The organism is Acidobacteriota bacterium (genome assembly GCA_035529075.1).
Lineage (GTDB): Bacteria > Zixibacteria > MSB-5A5 > GN15 > FEB-12 > DATKXK01.
The window spans coordinates 1-23,365 of the sequence record DATKXK010000006.1 but is presented as its reverse complement, the minus strand read 5'-3'; the positions used below and the strand labels follow the sequence as shown (position 1 = coordinate 23,365).

The 23,365-nt window shown below is 55.1% G+C and carries 16 protein-coding genes; 7 read left to right on the top strand and 9 right to left on the bottom strand.

Annotated features, from left to right (window positions below):
* Window positions 1-97 precede the first annotated feature (97 nt).
* The 4 genes from corA (at window position 98) to VMY05_01920 (ending at window position 8,211) form a co-directional block, all read left to right on the top strand.
* Window positions 98-1,138: a magnesium/cobalt transporter CorA gene (gene corA, locus VMY05_01935; protein ID HUV29841.1), complete on the top strand. Its 1,041-nt coding sequence runs from the start codon at window positions 98-100 to the stop codon at window positions 1,136-1,138.
* Between the two features lie 71 nt (window positions 1,139-1,209).
* Entirely contained in the window at window positions 1,210-5,271 is a 4,062-nt protein-coding gene (locus tag VMY05_01930) for a translocation/assembly module TamB domain-containing protein (GenBank protein ID HUV29840.1), read from the top strand.
* Window positions 5,268-7,061 (top strand): BamA/TamA family outer membrane protein, encoded by a 1,794-nt coding sequence (locus tag VMY05_01925; protein HUV29839.1) that lies wholly within the window; start codon window positions 5,268-5,270, stop codon window positions 7,059-7,061. Before VMY05_01930 ends, VMY05_01925 begins: the two co-directional genes overlap by 4 nt.
* A gap of 256 nt (window positions 7,062-7,317) precedes the next feature.
* A complete protein-coding gene (locus tag VMY05_01920) occupies window positions 7,318-8,211 on the top strand; it encodes a YihY/virulence factor BrkB family protein (protein HUV29838.1) in 894 nt (297 codons plus the stop codon).
* A gap of 82 nt (window positions 8,212-8,293) precedes the next feature.
* On the opposite strand, the gene VMY05_01915 is transcribed toward VMY05_01920, so the two are convergent.
* Window positions 8,294-8,731 (bottom strand): DUF5661 family protein, encoded by a 438-nt coding sequence (locus tag VMY05_01915; GenBank protein HUV29837.1) that lies wholly within the window; start codon window positions 8,729-8,731, stop codon window positions 8,294-8,296.
* An 881-nt stretch (window positions 8,732-9,612) separates the two neighbouring features.
* Here VMY05_01915 and VMY05_01910 point away from each other — a divergent pair.
* Genes VMY05_01910 through VMY05_01900 form a run of 3 tightly spaced genes read left to right on the top strand, consistent with a single transcriptional unit; the run spans window position 9,613 to window position 11,343 of the window.
* On the top strand, window positions 9,613-9,771 hold the full coding sequence (locus VMY05_01910; protein ID HUV29836.1) for a hypothetical protein: 159 nt from the start codon (window positions 9,613-9,615) through the stop codon (window positions 9,769-9,771).
* Between the two features lie 19 nt (window positions 9,772-9,790).
* Complete coding sequence (locus VMY05_01905; GenBank protein ID HUV29835.1) at window positions 9,791-10,606, top strand: hypothetical protein; 816 nt, start codon at window positions 9,791-9,793, stop codon at window positions 10,604-10,606.
* Window positions 10,607-10,608: 2 nt separating this feature from the next.
* On the top strand, window positions 10,609-11,343 hold the full coding sequence (locus VMY05_01900) for a hypothetical protein (GenBank protein HUV29834.1): 735 nt from the start codon (window positions 10,609-10,611) through the stop codon (window positions 11,341-11,343).
* A gap of 604 nt (window positions 11,344-11,947) precedes the next feature.
* Here the strand turns inward: VMY05_01900 and VMY05_01895 are convergent.
* From VMY05_01895 to VMY05_01860, 8 genes are all read right to left on the bottom strand, one after another.
* Window positions 11,948-13,819: a hypothetical protein gene (locus VMY05_01895; protein HUV29833.1), complete on the bottom strand. Its 1,872-nt coding sequence runs from the start codon at window positions 13,817-13,819 to the stop codon at window positions 11,948-11,950.
* A gap of 1,000 nt (window positions 13,820-14,819) precedes the next feature.
* The gene (locus VMY05_01890) at window positions 14,820-14,966 is read right to left on the bottom strand and encodes a hypothetical protein (protein ID HUV29832.1); all 147 of its coding nucleotides are present in this window, start codon (window positions 14,964-14,966) and stop codon (window positions 14,820-14,822) included.
* Window positions 14,953-15,828: a phosphotransferase gene (locus VMY05_01885; GenBank protein HUV29831.1), complete on the bottom strand. Its 876-nt coding sequence runs from the start codon at window positions 15,826-15,828 to the stop codon at window positions 14,953-14,955. Before VMY05_01885 ends, VMY05_01890 begins: the two co-directional genes overlap by 14 nt.
* 404 nt (window positions 15,829-16,232) lie before the next feature.
* Complete coding sequence (locus tag VMY05_01880) at window positions 16,233-18,482, bottom strand: S41 family peptidase (protein ID HUV29830.1); 2,250 nt, start codon at window positions 18,480-18,482, stop codon at window positions 16,233-16,235.
* A gap of 224 nt (window positions 18,483-18,706) precedes the next feature.
* The gene (locus VMY05_01875) at window positions 18,707-19,540 is read right to left on the bottom strand and encodes an aminoglycoside adenylyltransferase domain-containing protein (GenBank protein HUV29829.1); all 834 of its coding nucleotides are present in this window, start codon (window positions 19,538-19,540) and stop codon (window positions 18,707-18,709) included.
* Window positions 19,541-19,557: 17 nt separating this feature from the next.
* Window positions 19,558-20,505, bottom strand: coding sequence for a fructosamine kinase family protein (locus VMY05_01870; protein HUV29828.1), 948 nt, complete (start codon window positions 20,503-20,505; stop codon window positions 19,558-19,560).
* A 130-nt stretch (window positions 20,506-20,635) separates the two neighbouring features.
* Window positions 20,636-21,994 (bottom strand): S41 family peptidase, encoded by a 1,359-nt coding sequence (locus VMY05_01865; GenBank protein ID HUV29827.1) that lies wholly within the window; start codon window positions 21,992-21,994, stop codon window positions 20,636-20,638.
* A 15-nt stretch (window positions 21,995-22,009) separates the two neighbouring features.
* Window positions 22,010-22,546 carry a MarR family transcriptional regulator gene (locus VMY05_01860; GenBank protein ID HUV29826.1) on the bottom strand — a complete coding sequence of 179 codons (537 nt, stop codon included), beginning with the start codon at window positions 22,544-22,546 and terminating at the stop codon, window positions 22,010-22,012.
* Window positions 22,547-23,365: the final 819 nt, after the last annotated feature.

Below are 23,365 nucleotides of genomic sequence, written 5' to 3'. Positions count from 1 at the left end.
TTGGCGGGCCGGCGCACCGCCGCACGAAATCGCAAGAGATGGGGTGTAGAGGCAGATGGTAAAACTGAAGAGTAGAGCTTCCAGGAAAACCGGTCTCATGCCCGGAAGCGTCGTGTACGTGGGCAAAGAACGCGCCGAGAAGGTCCACTTTGACATCATCGATTACACGGCGACGGAGCTTGAGGAAAAACGCGTGGCCGACGCCGAAGAGTGCTTCCCCTTCAAGGACAGCCCGACCGTGACGTGGATCAACGTCGACGGCATACACGACCCGCAACAGGTCGAGAAGATCGGCCGGCATTTCGGCCTGCACGCCCTCGTCCTTGAGGACATCGTCAATACGGGACACCGCCCTAAAATGGAGGACGCCGTCGGTCACATCTTCGTTGTCATGAAGATGCTGTACCACTCGAAGGATGACGCCGCCCTGAAAGCCGAGCAGGTAAGCGTCCTGTTCGGCGTCAACTGGGTAATATCGTTTCAGGAAACGGGAGAAGACGTTTTTGACGTCGTGAGGCAGAGAATCAGACGGACGGTCCCGCGCGTGCGCCTTATGACGGCGGATTACCTGGCTTATGCCCTTATAGACGCGGTGGTGGACCACTACTTCATAGTCCTGGAGGACATCGGGGAAAGGATCGAAACCCTCGAAGACGAGATATCCGAGCACCCCAAGCCGGAAAGCCTCGGGACGATACGCGACCTGAAGAAACAGTTGATCTTCATGCGTAAAGCCGTGTGGCCGCTTCGCGAGGTCATAGGCGCGCTGGAGCGGACCGAGTCCGAACTGATCAAGGACAGTACCGGCCCGTATCTGAGGGACCTGTATGAGCACACCATTCAGGTCATCGACACCGTGGAAACCTACCGGGATATGGTATCCGGCCTGCATGATCTTTACCATACGAGCGTCAGCAACCGGATGAACGAAATCATGAAAGTGCTTACGATTTTCGCCTCCATGTTCATCCCCCTCGGTTTTCTGGCCGGTGTGTACGGCATGAATTTCGATACGGCGGCCAGCCCCTTCAACATGCCGGAACTCGGCTTTCGGTTCGGCTACTTCGTGTTCTGGGGCGTTGCGATAGCGGTTGCCGGAAGCCTGCTGTGGTTCTTCCGCCGCAAGCGGTGGCTGTAGGCGGCCCGGCTCGGAATATCCAACCGATCCGCAGCAAGAGAGCGAATTGCTGAAAGTTGCGTGAACTCACGATGCTTGCACGGCCATTGAAATACACGGCGATCGCACTTGCCGTGATCATCCTCGGGCTCGCCGGCGCCGTGATCCTGCTCACCAGTCCTCCCGGAGAGCGGCTGGCCGGCCAGTGGCTGGAACGACAGATCACCTCCCGGACGGGGGCGCCGGTGTCGATAGGTCAGTTCGAAACCAACCTGTGGTCCCGGGCTCAACTGTTCCGACTGGCCCTGCTGACCGATTCGACAAGTGGTGCCGACACACTCTTGTTAGTGGACCATGTTCGAATCGGCTTTTCACTCTTCGACCTGATCGGCTCAGAGACTCGTCTCAGGGCGCTGGCCATAGACGGAGTGGATCTAAGGTTGACGCTTGACAGCCTCGGAAGGGTCGGCCTCCCGGCTGTCGATTCACCCGATCGCCCGGCGGCTCCTTCGGGCGAGGACTCGGCCGCCATTCGTATCGATACCGTGTCCCTGACCCGCGTAAACGCCGGCTATGCCGATGCACGCATGATGCTAAATTTGCATCTGCATGGTGCCGCTGCCGGCATTCAGGCCGGAGAGCCGCAGGCATACTTTGGACGGGTGGACATAGACAGCATCTGTGCCGAATATGACGATCTGCCGATCTGCGTAACCGGCCTGAAGATCGCCGGACACATAAGGGGCGACTCCATCACGATCACCCGGGCCGACGCGCAGATTGCCGGGCTCGAATGCCTTGCAAGCGGGTCCGTCTTCGGACCGGACTGGTCGGAACTGGCTTTCACGATGTCCCTGCACGGCAACCCGCAAGGGCTTGCAGAAATCGCCGGCCGAAGCTTCGAACTGCCCGATACTGACGCACGCGAGTTGTCGGTAGAGGTCGACGTTGCCGGAAGCATTAGCTCACCAGTGGTCACGGCTCGGACTTCGGTGCACGATGCCCGCATCCGGGGAATTCTGCTGGATTCCCTCTCGCTCGACTGCCGGTACGCGTCAGACACGCTGGCCGTCGACTCCCTCTTACTGTCCGCCCTCGGCGGAATCGTGACCGGAACCGGGCGCGTCATCCTTGACAGCGGCCTCGCAACGAATGCCACGCTGAACGTCGAGAACTTGCAGGTTGCCGACGTCTGGCAGACCGTCTACGACGAACCGTCCCCGTGTACGGGGGTCATTGCCGGGGAGCTCTCGGTCGCCGGCGGCGGCGGCAAAGTGGCTGGTTGGAAGGCCGGAGCCGATATTTCGGCATCCAGCATGCGCTATCAGCAGCGAGCCATTCCCGATATGACAATGTCGCTGTCTCTGGCCGACGAAGTCGCCGGCCTGCGCATACGACATAGCAACGATACAATCACGGCCACGGTGCGGTTTGATGAAGACGCCCTGGACGGGGAGTTCCGAGTAGGTATTCCTGACATCCAAAAACTGACCAGATTCTTCGACCAGCCCGAACTGGCGGGTCGCCTGGAGGCAACGGGCCGGATAAGGGGCTCCACGCAGAACCCGGTTGTCGACGCCTCACTGGCCGGGTCCGGTCTGCGCTACAGAGATTTTCCCGCCGACACTCTGTATGGACACCTGCAATACCATGACCGTGCCCTTGTTATCGATCACCTCGTGCTGCACGGCGAACTGGACGCGTCGGACACAACCCGCACCATGTTTGCCACGGATTCTCTGGGCGGCGGCCTTCGTTACCGCGCCCAACTGGCCGGATCGCTCGACAGCCTCTCGGGGGAACTCTCGGCGGAACTGACGGCACCGAGGTACGGAAGTTACGCCGCCGACTCCGCCGCCTTGCAGGCAGCCCTGGCAGGTGCCCGAATCGAGCTCGTCCGATTCGACCTCTTCCGCGGCGGTCTGGAGTTCAGCGCCCACGCAGCTTACGATACATCGACGGCACGGGGCCATCTGGAGGCGAATCTCTGGACGCTGGAGTCCTCTCTGTACGATGAGGACAGCGCCGCCGCTGACACGATACTCACGAGACTTCCCCGTGGCGAGTTTTCGTCTACAATAGCTCTTACGGCCGGCTCCACCTTCTCGTGTGAAGCCCGGGGTCGAGATATCTGGCTCGGATTGATTGGAGTCCTGGCCGGAGATACTACCGTCAGGGACGGAACGTTCGATCTGGATCTTGCCGTCAACGGCACTCTGAACGATCCCGCCGCTCGGTTCTCAGTCACCGCCAGGTCTATTGAGTTGTCCGACGTCTTGATTGATTCGCTTCTGGCCAGGGCCGGTTTCGAGAACAATCTGTTTACACTGGACAGCCTGACCCTGTATGCCGTCGGTCAGAACGTAACGGCCCACGCCTCGGCGCTTCTGACGCGCGATCCCGACGGCTCGCCCGAGTTTTCAGAGCAAAGCGAAGTCTCCGGCGCCTTGTACATGGACAACCTCGACCTCGCCGCTGTACGACCGTTCATGGTACCGGACGGTGCGCTGTCGGGAACGGCCTCGGCTCGCTTATCCTGGAACGGTACTGTGTCGGCGCCGCACTTTGACGGGTGGCTTCGAATACGAAACGCGCAACTTCAGCTTCCGGATCAGGCCGCCGCAATAGAACAGGGGTATGCGGACGTTTCACTGATCGATACCCTGCTGCGCATTGACAGCGCCGGCGCCCTCGTGGCCACCCTGCCCCTAACCATGCACGGCACCGTATCCACGAGCGAGTGGGAGAAATTCTCTGCCGACCTGAACGTGGTGCTGCCGGACGTCGGCACTTTCTCTGCGACCGGCGAGTTGTCGGACGACCTGGTGGACCTGCGGATTCAGGCCGAGGATCTCGATCTTTCAATGCTCCAACCCTTCGCCAGGGACCTCGACTCGCTTGGTGGCACGCTCACCACCGACGTGCACGTCCGGGGCGAGCCGTCCGACCCCGAAATCCAGGGATCGCTGGCGCTGTCCGACGTCCAGCTCTTCTCATCTAAATACTATTCCGCCCTCACGCACGGCTACCTCGCGGCTGCTTTTGACAAACGGCGAATCAATATCGATTCCGCCGTAGCCGTCCTGAACGAGGGCACCGTGCAACTGGCCGGTAGCGTGACGCACGACCTCGGTGAGATAACCGACATAAACGTGAATCTTCATGCCGCCGGTGTCTCCTTTCGGGCTCCCGAGCTGTTCCTGCTCAACGTTGACGATGCCCGGCTGAACTATGCACAGGTCGACGATTACTACGTGCTCGATGGGGACATACAGTTGGGCGAAGCGCGCCTTACGGCCCGGTTTCGCCCCCAGACGATATTACCGTGGGCCCGCTCCGTTGAGACCGTTGAATGGGAATTGCCGGAGATTGTGGCGCGAACGCGGCTCGACGTCAGGATACGTGAGAGTGACGACCTCTGGGTGGATAACAACCTCGCCCGCATGAGGATGCATGCCGAACTCGGCGTAATCGGCACCGTCGCCCGACCTAACCTGAGTGGTATGATCAACGTCGAGGAAGGCTATCTTCTGTACCTTGATCGGCGCTTTCGGTTCAACCAGGGCAGGGTCTTCTTCAGCGATCCCAACAGGTTCAATCCGGATATTCTTCTGGATGCCGGCGCCCAGGTCTCGACGTACCAGCGGATGGCCGCCACCAAGTACGACGTGTACATTCGAGCCGAGGGCCTGCTGGACCAGTTGCAGGTCAGCCTGTATTCGGAGCCACCCCTGGACAAACCCGATATCGTCGCTCTGCTCACGCTGGGAGCAACGCGGACGCAACTGGCCGGCAAAGGTGAAAACGGCAGCGAGGGCGGCGTCAGGAACGTGCTGGTCGACCGGGTGTCGATGCTGACCAGCCAGCGAGCCTCGGCCTACGTCTCGAGCAAGGTCGGTTCGATGTTCGGCTTCGATGAGTTCACCGTGGAAGGCAACCTGTTCAGGTTTGACAAATCCTGGGGACCGCACCTCGTGGCCTCTCGCCGCCTGGGCGAGAGAGTCGAGCTGACGTACTCGACTACCGTCGGACACCTCAACGACCAGAACGTCCGCCTCGGTTACCGATTGACGCCGCGTCTGTCACTCCAGGGCGAGACGGATCGTGCGGGACGGTCCGGAATCGACTTGAAATACGGATTCAAATTCCGATGAGACGGCCGGCCCGCATACAGGTAATCCTCCTGATCGCGGCTGTCCTTGCGGTTGCGTGCGCGGCGGCACAGGAGAAGCAACGTCAGAAGGTGCGCCATGTGATCATTGAGGGGAACACCGCGTTTAGCGGGACACGACTCGTGGGACTGATGCTGACTCGCCCCTCTCGCTTCCTGGCCCGATCGTACTTCCATCCCGAGGTCTTTACCGACGACCTGGAGAACCTGATGATCTTTTACCGTCAGAACGGCTACCTGGAGGCCGGGGTGGCCGACACGGCGGTGTATCCGGACACCGCGAACAGGACGGTCGATGTTTATATACGGCTCGACGAGGGCGCGTTAACCCGCGTGGAGGGAGTCACCGTCTTCGGTAACGAGTTCTTTCCCGATTCCGTGCTGCGCCCCCTCGTCAGGCTGGCGCCCGGTGACCCGCTGCGCCGTCGAGTGATCGAGAATGCCGTCGTCTCGCTGCTCTCATTGTACGCCGAGCACGGGTATCTCGATGCCTCCGTGACGCCGAACGTCCAGCTAAACGCGGAGGCACACCTTGCGGTCGTCGACTTCGTGATACAGGAGCGCGTCCGGACGCGGGTCGGCGGCATCGTTGTCACGGGGACCGCCAAAACCCGGCGACGCGTCGTCGAGCGCGAACTCCTGTTTGGCCCCGGCGAGATCATCAGGTATTCGCGACTCCTGGAGTCTCAACGCCGGCTCTACCTTACCGGCCTCTTCGAGAGCGTGTTCGTCCGGCCCGTCGCGTCCGCAGCGAGCGATTCAACCAAGAAGGATATCCTGATCGAGATCAAGGAGAAAGCCTCCAGCGAACTGGGAGTGATGGTTGGCTACGGCTCGATCGAGAAGATCCGCGGCCGCGTCGAGCTCAACACGATTAACCTGGCCGGCACGGCGCGCCAGGCTGGAGTGGCGGTTGAAGCTAATTTCATCAAGCAGGGCGTTACCGGGTCTTTCTCGGAGCCGTGGACGTTCGGCACTCGGTGGCGTACGGACCTCACTGCCTATGGTGAGTGGCGCCAGGAACCGGGCTACCACGCGGAGACGTTCGGAACCCGCCTGACCGTCGGCCGCAGACTGACCCCTCATACGATGGCGTCAATCGCCTACAAGTTCGAGAACACGAACCTGTCCGAAATCCGCGTGGCCGGCGGGATCGAGGAGCTACACCCGCGAATCAGAAGCCTGACGCTGTCCACGTCACACGACAGCCGCGATAACCTTTTTGATCCCCAGCGCGGCTGGTACGCAAGCTGGACAAATGAAGTGGCCGGAAGCTTCCTTCAGGGGTCAAACACTTTCGCGCGCACCGTCCTGCTCGTCAAGCACTTCCGGCCGCTGGGGCGCGAAACCGTGATCGGCAGCGCCCTGGAGATCGGATGGATGGAACCGTTCGGCCCGGCCGAGCAGATTCCGGTCAATGAGCGATTCTACGCCGGCGGCCCGACCTCCCTGCGCGGTTTCGGCTACCAGCGCGTCGGCCCGGCCGACATCTTCGGAAAGCCGCTTGGAGGCAGGTTCAAGATCGTCTGGAACGTAATCGAGGTGCGACGTACCCTGTACAAGCTGTTCGGCAGTGCCGCTTTTCTGGATCTCGGTGGTGTCTGGTCCGACATCGATCTGTTCAGGCTCGTTGACTTCCGCGCGGACCTGGGCGCCGGGCTGCGCGTGAATTCTCCGGTCGGCATAATCCGGCTTGATTACGGCGTCAACCTCGACCGTCGTCACGGCGAGCCGCGAGGTAAGATCTTTCTCGGTATGGGCCAGGCGTTCTGACCATGGCGCCGGCGCTCACAGCATTGCGGTCGAGCGGAGTGATCCGCCCTCGAACCGCGTACCGTAAAAAAGGCAGCGGGGTTGACAATCGCAGGCACGCGTCAGATGTTATACAAGCCGTGCGACCGGCGGATCTCGCGGCGAAAGTCGATCAGGACGTGCACGAAGTGAAACAAGCCACCTGTCGGGTGGATGAAGGTCATCAAGAAATCGTTTGACGCCGCCCTGTAATGGCGGGCGGAAACAGCCGAAACGCATGCGCACCTTACCGGCCAGACTATGGAATCGAACCTGGGATAGCATTGCCTACTATGCGCGGGGCATCTACCAGCAGGTTGATCGGCATCATGTCTTTCTAATGTCCGGCGGGCTGGCCTTCTCGCTGTTCACCTGTGTCATCCCCCTGGTGCTTGTAGTCTTCGCCGTGCTCGGTTCAATCCTCGCCCAACCCGACGCGGTTGGGTCCGTTGATTCATTCATCGACCGCGTAATCCCCTACGAAGACTACGCCGCCGACGTCAAGCGACTGGTCGCCAGTCGCATCCTGCAATTCTCATCCGGCAGGCAGGTGGCCGGGTTCCTGGGGCTGGTGGGATTGTTTCTCGCTTCCAGTGGTCTCTTCAGCAGTATGCGAACCATTCTTAATGCGGTCTTCCACGTTCGAGAAGCCGGATCAGTGGTGGCGGGAAAGCTGTGGGATTTCGGGCTGGTCGTGGTGGTCATGGCCTTTTTCGTTCTGTCGGTGGTCGTTCTGCCTGCCTGGGACGCAGCGCTGGAAGCGGCCGGACAATTTGCGTGGCTGAGCCGCATCGGCGGGCAGCACGCCTACGGGTTCCTCACCAACGTCGTCTCACTACTGATAGTATTCACCAGCTTCCTTGTCATCTACTGGCTGGTGCCGCTGAGAAAACCGAACTGGCGGTCGGCGGTGACAAGTGCTCTCGTAGCCTCGATTCTCTGGCACGGGGCCAAGGAAGTGTTCGGGTACTACGTCAGCCATGGCGCCACGATCGTGCACGTCTATGGGGCCTACACCTTCCTCGTAGTCGCCGCCATCTGGATATACTATTCGTCGCTGGTGTTCACCCTTGCCGCCGTCGTGGGTCACTTGCGCGCCGAAAGGACAAAGCACCGCCGCAGACACGACTGATCCGCCCCGCCATATCCCGAGTGCGTCCCACGACAGCCCGTCGGAGAACCGCCATCACCGTAAGCCGGCTCCGGACAAGCCGCTATTTCAACTGCGCCGACTCAGTTCCACTCACTATGGCTCTCGCCGCTACCAGCTTCTTGTACAATGATGCGGTTTTGCCGGCGTCACCGGAGACGAGTGCCTTGAGCAAATCCCCTTCGATCTCGGCCACGTCCAGCCGCTTGTAGTAGTCCGGCGACTCCTTGAAGTGGGCAAGCACTATCTTGGCGGTCAGGATCGGATGATTGTTGGTCACATTGGCGTCTTCAAACATGGTACCGTGCTCGAGTTCCACCTCAAGCCCCTGGCGAAAATCATCCAGGCCGAAATCCCTGTCGGCCACATCCAGCGCCGCCAGAATCAACTCGGCTTCGTCCTCGCGGACTCTGAGTTCACTCAGTTGCGTCCAGTCGCGAATACCCAGTTCCGCGCAGACCCGGGCCACTTCAGCCATCGACACATATTCCGGTAGTTCCAAAACGGATCCCTCCTGATGTTGAGTCTTGGTCTACAGACAAAATATGACAAAAGTTCGTGCCGGACCAGAAGAAGGGTTCTTTTCTCTGCACGACCTTGAGCCTCGACCTGAATGGCGGACTGATGCTGCATCTCTTCGGGCCGCTGGCGGCCTGAAAGCCCTCTGCGCATTGCGAATGAAAAACGCCGTCGGGAAACACCCCGCCCCAAAATAATCTGGCGGAGAGGCGGGGATTCTCCAAGGGGTATTCCTGTAACCTGTTGGGGTGTGGCAAAATACGCCGTAACCGGCTTAACAGGATAGATTTAGGTTTTTTTTGTTTCTTTTTGTCTGGTTGTGTCTGGTTGTGTCTGGTTGTGTCTCTTTTTGTCTGCCGTGGTCACAGGATGGACACAGAGCAACTCATGGCTAGAGCTGACCGAGCGAATGTCGGTCAAGCGTAAAGTGACCTGATATGGACTAACGGTACTTCTTCCGTTGTGCCGAAAGATCGTACCAACTCCCCGAAGTGCCGCGAGCGATATCCGGGTATGGCAAGATTCAGCCAAACTACCTCCGAATCTTTGAAATCCGCCGGTTACACATTCTCCCGCCTCAAGACGACAAAGCCAACTCTGGGTAGTGCGACGCCGATAACACCCGGCTCGGCAGTAACGGGAGCTAGTACGTCACGATATGCAAGGTTTGGCCGTGAAATCTGCTACTTGACAAAACGTGAGATTGGATTATACTGTAGTGTCAACACGGTACCTGCCACCACTAATCTGACTGGATTTGCGACGGCTTTCTACCGGATCTGAACGGCACTTTCCAGGGCCTGCCGGGAGATAACAGTACCCAACGGACCAGTCGTTGATGGCCAGCCAAAAAGGAGTCTTTTGGTGGGGTTTAAAAACAAAAGCTTGACTGTTGAAAAAATGAACAATATACTTGCTGCAAGTAAAGTAACGGCAGCCGGTTCCGAACTACTGTGCAGCAGGACATTACAATCTTCACAATCAGGGGTTAATATCGTGACAGGCGGCGGCGACGACGGCTGAGGGTTCATGATTGGCTATCATGGCCAAGAGAATACCTGAATTCGTCACAATTCCACGTAGGCACTCCGCGCTTTTTCACCTTCTTAGAGCCTTAGTAGTCTTGGGGTTCGTGATCGGTATTGGTTTGCTGGCCAGTGCTGCATCGGCGGACGGCCTGGCAACCGCCGACGTATTTGCAATCGCTCTCACGGGCGGCTGCTGTATTTGCCTACTCATACTCTACTATCTAGACACTCTCCGATACTATGTTTCGCTGGTTGTGCCGTTTCAGTCTCCTTACACCATTAAGAGAACCGTCGCAACGTTGACGCTCACCACCGATGGAGACGGTCATTACACAAAGAAACAAGAGCTCAAGATATTGGTAGACGGGACGGCCGGCTTTTCGTCCAGGCATCTCAGAGCCATGCCGAACCCTGCAGAAGGGCCACGACCAGAGCTAATTGATTTTCTAAGTTGCAACCACAAAGTCACGAAACACACAAATCCTGATGGGACAGTAGACGCACATTTCATGTTCAACGACGGGCCTAAGAAGAAAGGCGAGGTTGTTTCTCTTGAGTGGAGCGCCAATTTTTCCCGGAGCTTTCCCTTGTGCGAGGAGTTCTTCACAGTCAGCTTCCTCTATCCAGCCGATGACTATGAACTGTCAATCAAGTATCCACATGACAGGCCATGTAAGAACGTATGGCTGACTGTATCGAGCCAAGGTTCTGCGCAGGAATACATCGTGAAGCACGACGCGCTTATCCAAGTATTTGACGGCCAACTTGTTAAATTCCATCTCACGAACCCCCGTCTGAATAGCATCTATGCAGTAAGGTGGAAGTGGTAGATATGGAGGAGCTACCCACCATTCTCGGTGTCTTATCTGTTCTCATTCCTGTCATTATTGCCTTCATTGGTTGGTACCTAGCAAGCCCTCAATTCCGACATGCCGTCCACCGACTCATCAAACGAAGTGTTTCACTGACTACTGCATACACTTGTCACAATCGCACATATGAGATCTATGTTCAGCAGAATCGTCAGATAGATATCGCAATGCGGTCTTTCATTGTAGTCTATCAAAGCTCAGTCCACTTTGAAGATTTCATACCTTTCGTGGGATGTGAGAGCATCCAATCGGCGGAAGGTAGGTATTCAGCTGGTAACAACAACAACATCCCGTTGACCTCCGGCATTGGCGTCAGCAGGAATGATCCTAGAAAGCGCATCTCCTTTGATTTGGAGGGCCTTTTCGGCAGTCCAAAAGACTCGCAGGTCGAGTTAGATGCTTTGGCACCGCTACGGTATACCAGCTGTGTACCTGAACCGATGGCACCAGGGGGCTCGGCGGCTAAGTTGGCTATCGGCTTTTCATTTCTTTCTGAGATCGAAACGGTGTACTTCAAGTTTAGTATTCCGTCATCCTGCTATGACAGTGTAACGATGTACGCAAAGCCCCAAGATGCGTGGTTTAACTTACCATCAATCAAGCAAGCCCAGGGAGAGTTTAGCGACACTTTCCGGTATGACCATGTAACACCGTCAGTGAGATTCCGCGCGGAAGTCTTCCTAAGGAGTGCATAGACGAAGCGTAGATGACACGCAACGATCAACGGTGCTCCTCTCCCGGAAACCGCGTGATTGCATTTCAGGTTCCCGTTTAGCAGGTCTTCTTAGGTGCCTACCGAATACTACTTGGCGATGAATCGTCCAGCGCAACCCTTCCACGTTGCACTGTTGTGCCCAACTCTGCTTAAATCGTTCCGCTGTGTTCGAAAGGCGATCCCGCCAGGTGTATCGGCTAGGGCCTTGTCCAGAACCTGCTGGGCCGATTTCAACTGCCAGGCGCTATCTGCCGGCTCCTGACCCGCCTGTACCGACAATGGCCCGCTACTCCCAACGATCACAAGAGATACGACCATCGAACACCGCAGCATGGTTCCGCCACTTGACGGCACGAACGACCTCTCGGTTACTCACAAGCTCTTCGATGAAGCACCCCCCGGTGACGACAGAATATATCACCCATGCCATATTCCGTCAATGAGTGAATATCACAGACGCGGCAGAACCGCAGGGGTTTTGCAGAGGTACCTCCACGTCATCGTAGAATGCAGACCACCGGCCACTATTCGGATCCAGTCCGATGTGGTTGAACGGGTCGTGACTCCTTCACCAATAAACTACGTCAATTCATGCAGCCTGCCGGCGGCGGATTGGGCGGGATGAACAGGTAGCTTATCAAAGCTGTCAGATCGCCAATATCGACAACGCCAGCCTCGTCGCCGTCAACGTTAGCCTCCATCAGACAGGCGGGTTCCTCGTTGGGCGGAATAAACAGGTAACCAATCAGCGCAGTCAAATCGCCGATATCGACTATGCCTTCTTCGTCGCCGTCAACGTTGCCGGTCGTGTCGGTGCAGCAGAAGAACGGATTGATCCAGTCAAAGAAGCCGACAATCTCAGGGAAAATCAGGTCGCGATCGGTCCAGAACGGATTATCGTTGATGACGGCCTCGAAACCAAAGGTCAGAAAGAGCAGTCGATAGGTGCCACTGTAAGAAACAGCACTCCAGCCCGGTTGACCGTAGTACTTCAGCTCGGCAACACCACCGTTCACGGGTCCTACATGATCGAAGACAGTCTGATTGTTTGCGCCACCGGAGCCTCCGATCTTGATCGTATCTGAGGGATTGAACACCTGACCACCCGTGTCGGCTGCCATGTTATACCAGAAGTCAGTACCCAACAGCTCTGAGCGCAGGTAATCGCTAAGGAAATCTTGATCGACGGTATCCAGGTGGCTGGCAATTCCCTGACCGGTGAGGATCAGGTTGCCGCCAACGTCCATGTAGTCCTTCATGGCCGTGATCTCATCGGTGTCGAGCAATGCTGGTCGGTGGTTTCCCGTGAACCAGATAACGACATCGAAGCTACGCAGGTATGCAGTTTCCGGAAGACCGTCGGTAGTGTGCCAGATATGATATGTGGAGTCAACCAGAGCCAGGGCCTCACGATAGTACTGATCTACGTCCCAATTATCATGATCATCGTCGAGCAGCAGAATCGATACTCCACCAATAGGCGCTTCGATAATTACCGTGTCGATCTCAGTCCCATAGTCGCTGGTATAGGTCATTTCCAGGTCGAACGAAACCATCTGATTCTCAGTCTCCGGCGGAATATCGAACAGAAATGGGCTGCCGCTGTTAGTGATTTCTGATCTCGCCGGAATGCTACCGATATCAGCCGAACCCTGGGTGATTGTCAGTCCACCGGTCGCCGCGATCAGATCGACTGACACATCAGTCAGCGGCAAAAAGTGTGGGTTGGTCACTGTCACAACCAGCTCGATGCTCTCACCACTTTCGAAAACACTGTCTGCGTCGCCCCCACTCAGGTCCGAGAAGGTCCGCCTCGTCAGTTCAGGCCGTCCCACGCGCAAGAACTCCAGTCTATCCCCCCAGTAATTCGGAATCGCAAGGACGTGGTCACGGCTGTTGTAGTCGATGTTACAGGGCGCATCATAACCGACGGAGACGATCTCAGGAGGCGAAGTGAAGTTTGAGTCGTATCGGTAAATGATTCCGTTATCGTAACCCGTTGCATATGTGTTGCCGAACTGATCTCTGGCAAGGCCGTTGCTGTAGTCCGTCTCAAATCTTACCAGATTAGTAACGCTGGAGTCTTCAATGCTGATAGCCTGAATATATACCGGTTCCCTTGCCCCGATGACTAACAGGCGGTTGTGCTCGGCATCAAATATTACGTCCCGGGGCAGATAGCCCAGCCCCCTGTCCGTGCTTGCGAATTTCGTGTAAGCACCGTTACTGAGATCGACTTTCCAGATCCTGTCCTCAGCGCCGCCCGTCCAGGTGGGAATATCGACAACATAAAGATACCCACCGGTGTCGGCCGCGCAGCCGCCGAGGTATACCGCCGGAAGAGCTACGTAGAACACTTGACCTGCGGTTTCCAGATCGAACCCATAAACAGTCTGCATCCCTGTTTGATAAAACGTGTTACCGCCGATGCAAGCCGAGTTGATCGTCTGTCCCAAATGTTTGAACATGGTCAGCGTCCCGGAAGTATCGATCTGGATAATGTCTCCGTCGACATTGAGCGAAATCAGGTAGCGGTTGTGGGGCAAATCCCAGGTAGCGCACTCCGGATTCTCCATTGGAATCTGACTGTGCACAGTGAACGGATAAGCCGATATGGCAATTATCGCTATCAGAGCTATTCTTCCAAGCATCCGGTTGCTTCGCATATGGTTGCCTCTCATCTGGTGCCTCCCTTGGTTATATCTGACACAAAAGCAGTTTTCTGCTCATCGGGTGCCAAATCCATAATTGGCCGGATAATTCGTGATATTTCGTTGTCCTCTCCCGCCAGCGATTATCAAATAAACGTTACCATTACCATCACGATCTGAGTTAAAAGCAATAATCCCTCCCCGTCTTCCGTCCAGAGGCGTTGTTTCTTTTTGTTGCGCAAGTGTGGCTGAAATCGAAGAATAGACCAAATAATCGATAAACAACTCCATTGTTATGACAACTGATCTTCTGAATCGTTATCTCCCGCGTTGGTTTTTCAGACTAGTCGAACCGTAAGAACAGACCTTACAAGTATAGAAAGGAAAGAATGGGGATGGTAAGTCTGTCAGTAGCGATACCCGGGTGATTTGTTATAAAGTATCTCCTTTGCTTGAAGTTACCTCTGACAAACAATACACTCTGTCTGGTCCAGGACATATTTGACCATCTTTTGACTAACTGACGTAGATTCGAGACGATTTGTTTAATCATTTGGGCCTCCCTACCTTCAGCACGGTATCATGATGTCTGCCGGGTGCCCCACAGCTTGCTGGGGGACCCTTACGTCCGGCAACTCGCGCAGGAGGGGTTCAGATTCTCCTACCCGGCACCCGCCGTCCGAAAAAGCAGAACAAACTGTGTCTATGGTGGGGATGGGGGGAATCGTCGGAGATGCTGAGCGCAGCGAAGTAAACCTCCATATTCGTGTTGTGGCACAAGGACCTACACCCTTTTGTGACCGTCTCACATATACGGATCCCGCCGGAAATCCAGAATCAGGACCACATCACTGGTTGAGGCGTATCCGCAAAGCGGCATCTTCCTGGTGCAAATCGACAGATCATGAATCACCTCGAGCGAAAGCTCGGAATACGCGCTATGAACGAACATCTCTCGCGCAGCCTAAATGTGCTGCGAACCAGAAGTTCTCTCCCATTTCGATGCCCAATAACACCCACTGTAACTCGATCGACTGAGCGTAGAACCTCGCCCTCGCCAGATACTCTCCCAGATTAGGATAAGCGTGTTTCATCTTGATTACGAAACTCTCGCCGTACGTGTTTATCAAGGTTCCTATATCCGAAGCCGGGTCCCCAATACCGGCAACACCGAAATCAATCACACCTGTTATCTCGCAGTTCCGATTGTCTATCAGAATGTGGTACGGTCTTAGATCACCGTGAATTAGTGCGGGCTTGTACTCAAACGAATGAGGGTTCATTAGCATGCCATTGAACAGATGCTCGGCCCATGTTACTTGGTGTTTCCACAGCAATGGGTATACCGTTGTTTTCACCCTACGGTAGATATTAAGCCATCTTTCACGTGTGACGGGCGCTAGCGTGGACGGCAATTCCTCTTCTACTCCAGAAATGTCCGTGGTATGCATGCTGAAAAGGAACTTACCCAGGTCCTCCGAAATACGAATCCGGGAGCTTTCATCCAAGGCCATTATTCTTTCAAGCAAGAGAGGTTCGCCATGGAGGTAGGGGTAGACAACACAATCTTCACCATTGTATATTGGTGTTGGGACGTTCACACCAACCTCGGATCGAATAAGGTCGAGGATTCTCGTTTCAACATCCAGAGTCCTGGCATATTCCTTTTTCTTCGCGAACCGAAAGACGTACATGCCATTAACGATCACGACGTCGTTTATCAACCCCTCGTTGTTCATTTCGAACTGTTCGATCTCCAGGTCCGGCATAATGCCCTGGACACGCTCTCGAAGGCTCATCGCGTTATGTGACAATGCTCTCTCCTTAAGTACAGTTTAGTGGACTCAAATCGTAACGCCACGGTGCCCGGAAACTACCGATTCAGAATGACCGTGAGACCTAATGTAAATCACAAAGGTTGTTCTGGTTGTTCTGGTTGTTCTGGCTGTTCTGGTCCTGCTATCTATCCACAGCGGGTCACAACAGTGCCAACTTAGCCCATAGGAGTGACTCGTTCAACTACAATCGATAACGCGTCCTTCTCAACCCACTATTAGGGGTAAGGTATATTTGTGACGCTGTGGCCAGGTTGTGACCGTCTTTTTTTTGTGGGGAATACCTGACGGGAAGAAGGACACGATCGAGGTCTGATCGGACTACGTCAGAAGCGGCGGGCAACGCCGAGCCGATGCGAATATACTCCCCAGGTGCGATAACCTCACCTCTTCCGTTCTGCAATCTCAGGCAGCAAATCAAGCGCGTAGAGAACCTCAGCGTTAGGGTCGAAATCGTAAAACTTTAACAATTCAGCCGTTAAAGGGTAATGCACCTGCAACACACGCGACAACTCGGAATCGTGAGGGAAGTTCTGTACGTACGTTTGAGACACTCTACCGGCTATGCCGGTATTACGTAACGACCACTTGATCGCATTACCGCCGGAATTGGGAGCTTGGCCTGAAGGGGTCCCGACCAGGATGGCACCGGCTCGATACAGACGAATTGCAACACCGAAGCCAGCGCTGAACGTCGCCGGTCTCGTCAGGACTATCACGTTTGCCGGGCAGTAGTAGCTCTCGTAGGATCCGCTTTCCCATTCCCTGTAAAATGTTGGCGCATAAGCTAATCCTTCCTCCATTGAAGAGGCATCACTCAGAACATCACCCGAATAGTCCTCACTGAAATCATAATCCCCCTCAACCAAAGGAACAGCGAGGCTCTTATTGATGTCGTCCAGGGTCAGGCGCTCACGAGCCTCCAGGTAGGTTTTTGACAGTTTCGTTATATTGTTCCATCGAGTCTGCAGGGTGGTGCTTTTTCCGTACAGGAAATATATCAAGTAGTCCGCCATCAGGGCATCTCCGCCCTCATTCCGGCGTAGATCTACGATCAACGTCTTTGTGCCGGCGTCTTTCATGGTCTTGACCAGCGATCTGAAAAACTCCGTGGCCGATGGTATCGCGTTCAATTCGTCTTCCGCCATGCTCTGGAGACCAAGGCTGTTGCGCGCCTCAAAACTCTCGCGGTAGTACTTCATGTGATCGATCCGCAGGTAGGCGGTTTTCCTGTCCGGCCCCAGAAAATCAGCCACAAAGCCGGATTCGTCCGTGGAAGGTAAGGTGATCCGTGATTCCGGTTCGATTAGGGATGTTACGTTCATGGGAAGGTCAAAGACAGTTTCCACGACATCGCCCGCTGACTGTCGGAGCCTGACCTGCAACTGGTTGGTGTTCTTCCATTCCGGCAGCAACTCCTGAAGGTAAGGCCCGTACCAGAGATAGTTGGTAGTGAAGTACCACAACAGATGATATTGATTATCGATCGGTCTGAGGTTTCTCAGCCGTCTGCCCAGTTCATCAATGGAAACATCTTCAACCGAAACCAACAGCGCTCCCACAAGACTCTCATACTGTGTACCGGGGACACCGGAAACGACAAGAGACTGTCCCGCGACATCAAATCTTAGAGGAAGGCCTCCGGGGGCAGTTAAGTCTACATTGTGATGTGCGTAGACCTCAGTGTGGGCGTCCCCAATCGCGGCAACAAAGGGGCGCAGGAGTACTGTGAATTCGTTCTTTGTCATTCCCTCTTCAGGTATGGCGTGCAGCACGTGCTGAAAGTGGCGATGATAGGCGATTTTGCCGCCGATAAGCCTGTAAGGATCGGGATGCGCATCTTCGATAATAGCTGCCAGCTCTCTTGCGTCTGCAATCAGTTCCTCTCGAGAGAAGCGTCCTTCAGCCGCTTGAAATACATCGGCATTGATTTCAGAATTGTACGTCATTTGATCAAACAGGTACGTGATGGCTTCCTGACCATTCACGAATAGGGATACCTTGTGCGCTTGCATGACGCCGTCCGTGTCTCTATAATCCGAGTAATAAGCTTCTTCAAGGTGGGATTGCTGAAGGGATCCCCTGTTGATTGATGTTTTATGCACCAGATACGACTCCGGATCCACATACATGGTTGTTTTAGCGCCGTCCTGGAAAATCTGCTCAAGCACATGGTATTCCCGGCCGGCATCGGTGTCCTTCCCCTTGTACGTGTACCTGATGCCGTATTTCTCGGGATTCAGCAGGGCGTCGTCACCTACTGCTTCCCGTTTTGAGCTTTCTGTTTGTGCTGCCGGCAATTCCTGAAAGCCTCCGGCCAGCGGATTGTCCATCCAGGCGATATTCCCGTCAAACCCCTGGATGATCGAGGTACCAACTATCACCATCTCTATGAGCGACTTGTCAGGGTAGACATGAGTGATCGCCACATCACCGGACACGCCACCCTGCGATACCATAATAATCTTGCCCTTCATAACCGAGGTCTTGATTTCACTCAGCCTGTCCGCCCCGCCGCGAGCCTCAATCATCTTAATGAGCAGGTTCTCTGCATCTATCTGTGCGCATACACTCGCAGTCAGCGCCAACACAAAACACACTGTCGCAATCAATACGGACGCTATTCGTATCATCGAAACCTCCTTGGAATATCATGACTACGGACGAGATCTCATTTTGTTTCGGTGTGTTGAGGTGGCCATATAGAATCAGGGTTGTGAACGTCCTGATTGCTCGAGCCATGAGTAATGCCGGAGGGCATAGAACAGGCATCGCCTGTGTGATTCATACTTGTGTTGTGACACAAGGACTTGCACCGTACTGTGACCAAATTGTGACGGCTTCCTTTCTCAAGATGTCAGTCACTTTCTCCCTTTAGAAGCCTCTCTGAGTCAGCGAATTTATTGGCTGCTCGAATCACTTCCCTAACGAATTCCAGGGTGCTCTTGTAATCGGCTTTGTCTGCCGGTTGCCGAACGGAAACAGCCGGGTTCGGTCTTCCATCCCACGCTCGATCGATAAGACCTGACCACGACTGTTCCATATTGTCCTTGGCCCACTCGGCACCAGAGCGCTTTGATCCAACCACACCAGTGTGCAGATCGTGCAATTTCCGACAGTAGTGCAAGACGATAAACGTCTGATAGAATCGATTGTTGAACTGCTCAGGATTGGTGAGAATCAGCTGACCCGATTCATTGATAGACGCCAAAATCGCTCGGCGAAGGACCGCAACCGGGATCGGCTCGATCAGAGTTGACGGCTTCGGGCCCCTTAATACAACCCCCTTCTTCCACAGAATCGACCTGACGACGATTTTGTTGCAGTGATTTGACCTCACAAGCACGCAACTTCCATTATCCAGATACCATAAATCACTACCACTTTGTGTATAATCACGCAGGACTTTCTTGGGAAAGTAGGATCCTTCCAGGTGTTTCGCCCACTCAGGTCCGAGATTGAAGATGCGTTCATGCATGGACTGCAAATCTCGAAGTTGGGACTCCGACAGTTCCCGGACGATCACCATGACGAAATCGGCATCGCTATGTTCGTCGAAATCTCCGACTGCGAAAGAACCTTGAAGGTAAGCTCCGACGAGGTGTTCACGCAGAATCTTCTGAACACTGCTCACCAATTCTTGCAGAACGGCATTTAGCTGAGGATAAGGTGTATTGGACGTCGTACTCACGTCTTTTCTGCGCACAGCTATAAGTAAGTGTTGAGAGCGTTTGTCAGTCTGTTCAGATGCATTGAACCTTCAAGGGCGACTGCGGCAAGATAGAGCGGTACACGCCATAAGTCGCGCCGCTCGGAGAATCCTGAGTCAATTGGCATTGATTCCCGATAGCCGTCAAAAACGGCCCTTGGTACAGGTTGCCAGCTGTCAATAAGTGCCAAGTCCATCTCGGGGTGACCAAAGTAGATCGCCGGATCAATGATATAGGTTCCTTCTGCTGTGCTTATGAAGTTGTTCTGTTGCGCATCTCCGTGTAACAGCGTCGGTGTTACCTCGGGGCCGCACAACGCCGGCAGGCGCGTAGCCAGCATCTCTACCTGTGAAACTACGGACAAAGGGATATTCCCGGAATTGATGGCCGTCTTCAGCAAGGGAAACAGACGCCGTTCCCTGTAGAAAGTCGCCCAATCCGACACAGCAGTGTTGTCCTGATAAAGAGGACCCCAAAAGCCGTTCGTTTCGAAACCACAGGCAGCACCTTTCACCCGATGGATACACGCCAGAGTTGTCCCGATTTGTCTCCATTGACGAGGGCCAGGTGCGATGGCTTCCAGGGCCTCCATGATCAGCAGCGTTCCCTTTTCCACGCTTACTATGTCGATCGGTTTTGGTATCAGGACCCCGGCTCTCTCCGAAAGAGTTTTTAGGTCTGATATCTCAACCTCAAACTGCCTCTTCGCCTCGGCCGCTTCGCTGTATTTGAAAAACACAGCGAACGAACCATCCGATACGATGGCGCCATGGTGACAGGCGAACTCCGAAAAGTCCTTTTCGCTCTTTATCCTCCACGCACGCCCGGTGTATTCAGAGACCGCTTCTTCGACAGTCGTGTAAAGAGGTGTGGTTAACCATCGGATCGGTCCGAAGCGAACCCGCGGAATGCCTTCTTTGTTCTCTTGTGACTCGCCTGCTGACATAAGCAACAATCCTCACACAAACTCCTGTTCACTTTCCAAGATAGCTGTCATTCCCACCGTCGCCACATAAACAGGGGTGATCGCCACATCACCGGACACGCCACCCTGCCGGAATCGTTGACAAGCAGCGTTACAAATCACCGGTCCTTGGCCGGATCGGTCCGGCCTCGCCGCCCCTGATCAGGAGGCGGAAACCGGTGACCACGCCTTTGCCGTCGCGGATAATCTCGACTCGATAATCATCGGTATCATCGAACCCGAAAAGATCAGTGGTGAGCGGCACCAGAATGAACTCGGTGCCGTCCACATAGCGCCAGTACAGGGCATCATCCTTGATCAGGATAACGTACTGCCCGTCAGCAAACTCGCCGGTGTAGGCCGGCATCTGTTCCTGCGCGACGTTGACCGGCTCGGCCTGCGCCCTGACCGCAGCCATATTCCAGGTCAGTTCCTTTCTTTCTTGCTCGTCGGTGGTCCGTGCCATGATCCGCCTTAACGCTTCGAGGTGGGCAAGGGGTAATGCTTTGCCGATCGAGGCCTCAATATGCGGAGTCACCCCGGTGCGTTCCCAGCTGGTCTTGGTGACCGGGTTAATCGGGCGGGCGATGGGCACGGCGGCGCGTATTTGAAGGTTCGGGAAGTTCCAGTACTCGGTCCAGTGCGCCGCGCCGGCGGTTGTTTCGCCGACGAGGACGGCCCGGCCGGCGTGTTTCAGGCCGTAGGAAAACGCTTCGGCTCCCGAAGCTGTCAGATTGCTGATCAATATGTACAGGTCGGTATCGACCAGCTTCCGGCCCGGCACGTGAGCAGAGGTCCATGACTGTTCGAGCGAATCGGTTTCGGTGAAGTAGAGTGCATTGATCTGAGTTGGGCGTTGGAAGAAATAGCTCGCCAGGAACCGCACCATTGTCTCATGGCCGCCCCCGTTGTACCTGAGATCGATGATCACGGCGCTGCAGCGCGCAAGGAAATTCATGGCCGCCGAGGCGGCCTCGCCGGCGAATACCGCGTCGTCGAAGCGATCAATTCGAAGATACCCTACGTTTCCAATCAGCCATTCGGCTTTTCTGAATCCGAAGTTGGTGCCGGCGCGGCGAGCGATTTCATCGTCGGTCAGAGTGTCGCCGATAGCGGGAGAATCGCCGGGTGTCATGACGGAGATGTGCATGTGTCTGTCGTGCGTGAAGGCCCGCACATCGTCGCTGAGTTTTCCTGCGATTGTCCTCAGATCGGTGATATCATCATACGCGCCTTTGGCGTGTTTCTCTCGAATGTGTTTACTCAGAGCACGTGCCGTATCCGGGTACACGTAGTGGGTCTCGATGGCGGTCAGGACCGAATCGATGATTTCGGCAACGTCCGCCTTCTGCAGCGGTAGCGGTGTTTCCGGCTGTGACTGCGAAATAGCATTGGATGTGAGCAGCGTAGCGAAAAGCATACTTAGCAACATCCGCCTGCCACATCTGCGAATGACGTTAATTCGATTCATACCTGCCTCCCGTATCTACCTCTTTGAGTGTTTATCCCTGTCTCTTTCCTTATGTCCGGTTCGTCTTTCCAGCCGTGCCATTATTCGCTCGTACATGGATCGATCGTCAATCGAGTGCTCCAGTTTGCCGAGTGCCTCCAGAAAGCTGTTGCCGTCTTCCCCGACCACTTCTTCTCCTGCCGCCCTGAACGCGTTCCAGACCGGCTGGAGTTCGTTACAGAGTTGTTTCCCTTCAGAGCTCAAAAAGAGTTCGCGGCACCGGCGATCGATCTCCGACTGCCGAGATTCGACCAGTCCGGCCTGGACAAGCTCGTTGACCGTCTCAATCACTGACGGGTGGGCGACGCCCAGTAACTGTGCGACCTCTGCGAGGTTCAGGGGTGAGCAATTAGACAGAAGGTGAAGAATCGGACACCACTTGGGTTTGAAATCGAGATTCAGGCTCTGATACACCTGCTCCCCGTCGCTCTGCAAGCGATGCAGAAATCTGCGGAGTCTGCTGGCCAAAGCCAGCGCTCCCAGTTCCGCAATGTAGTCTCTCTCGACGGCCATTTCTCGACGATCTCTCTGTAAAAACTACGTAGGTGCCTACATAATGTTGCACTTCTTTTTGTCTGTAGCAGCGTTAGTGCTGAAATGAGCCTGATTATACGGACCGGCAGAGTTGCGTATCTTTTGTGAGTCCGAGCGACCCGGCGCTGAAGGGAGAGACTTCTTACCTGATTCTTCGTAGTATGTCACTGGCCCTGATGAATCTACTCAGCAGGCATAAAGGACCAGAGTAGACACAGGACATTTGAATCCCATCCCTGATGCCTGTATTCCGTCCCTGTGGCCAAAAGAACTGAAACAGAAGGCACCGTTCTTACGTCGTTATGAAGAGAATTCACAACCGGCAGCCAGTGCCTTTGATTCGGATGCCCGGTAGCCACAATTGACGTTGCGATTTCAAGCCAGCTTCGGCTACGGGTACTAAGATCACGGACAATTGTATGTAATGCGTGCGATTCAAGGAGACGACCCTGGGTTCCCTGTCAAATCCCTTGCAATCCCGGTCGGCGGAGGCAATGAATGACTTTTAGAGTTTTACTGTACGTATGCATTCTCCTGGTGGGGGGAGGTTTTGACCAGTCTGCTGGCGGCCAGGATCTCCTGTCTCAATCGGACACGGTCGCGCATTCGGGTGAAATGCCCGTTCCCGAGGCCGATAACATACTCCGGCACAACGTGACTCGGTGGGTTGACCCTTACGGAAGAAGTCCCATCAATTATGAAGAATGGAAGTCAAGTCAAACTGCCACGGATCCCTTTCAATATAGACTCGTCAGTTCAGTTGATACGAAACGTCAGCCAGTGGCTGGATCCAGATTC

Bases quoted from the DNA above. Each gene is read 5' to 3' on its own strand.
- corA (HUV29841.1), top strand. From the start codon at position 98: ATGCCCGGAAGCGTCGTGTACGTGGGCAAAGAACGCGCCGAGAAGGTC.
- VMY05_01930 (HUV29840.1), top strand. From the start codon at position 1,210: ATGCTTGCACGGCCATTGAAATACACGGCGATCGCACTTGCCGTGATC.
- VMY05_01925 (HUV29839.1), top strand. From the start codon at position 5,268: ATGAGACGGCCGGCCCGCATACAGGTAATCCTCCTGATCGCGGCTGTC.
- VMY05_01920 (HUV29838.1), top strand. From the start codon at position 7,318: ATGCGCACCTTACCGGCCAGACTATGGAATCGAACCTGGGATAGCATT.
- VMY05_01905 (HUV29835.1), top strand. From the start codon at position 9,791: ATGGCCAAGAGAATACCTGAATTCGTCACAATTCCACGTAGGCACTCC.
- VMY05_01900 (HUV29834.1), top strand. From the start codon at position 10,609: ATGGAGGAGCTACCCACCATTCTCGGTGTCTTATCTGTTCTCATTCCT.
- VMY05_01890 (HUV29832.1), bottom strand. From the start codon at position 14,966: ATGTTCGTTCATAGCGCGTATTCCGAGCTTTCGCTCGAGGTGATTCAT.
- VMY05_01880 (HUV29830.1), bottom strand. From the start codon at position 18,482: ATGATACGAATAGCGTCCGTATTGATTGCGACAGTGTGTTTTGTGTTG.
- VMY05_01870 (HUV29828.1), bottom strand. From the start codon at position 20,505: ATGTCAGCAGGCGAGTCACAAGAGAACAAAGAAGGCATTCCGCGGGTT.
- VMY05_01865 (HUV29827.1), bottom strand. From the start codon at position 21,994: ATGAATCGAATTAACGTCATTCGCAGATGTGGCAGGCGGATGTTGCTA.
- VMY05_01860 (HUV29826.1), bottom strand. From the start codon at position 22,546: ATGGCCGTCGAGAGAGACTACATTGCGGAACTGGGAGCGCTGGCTTTG.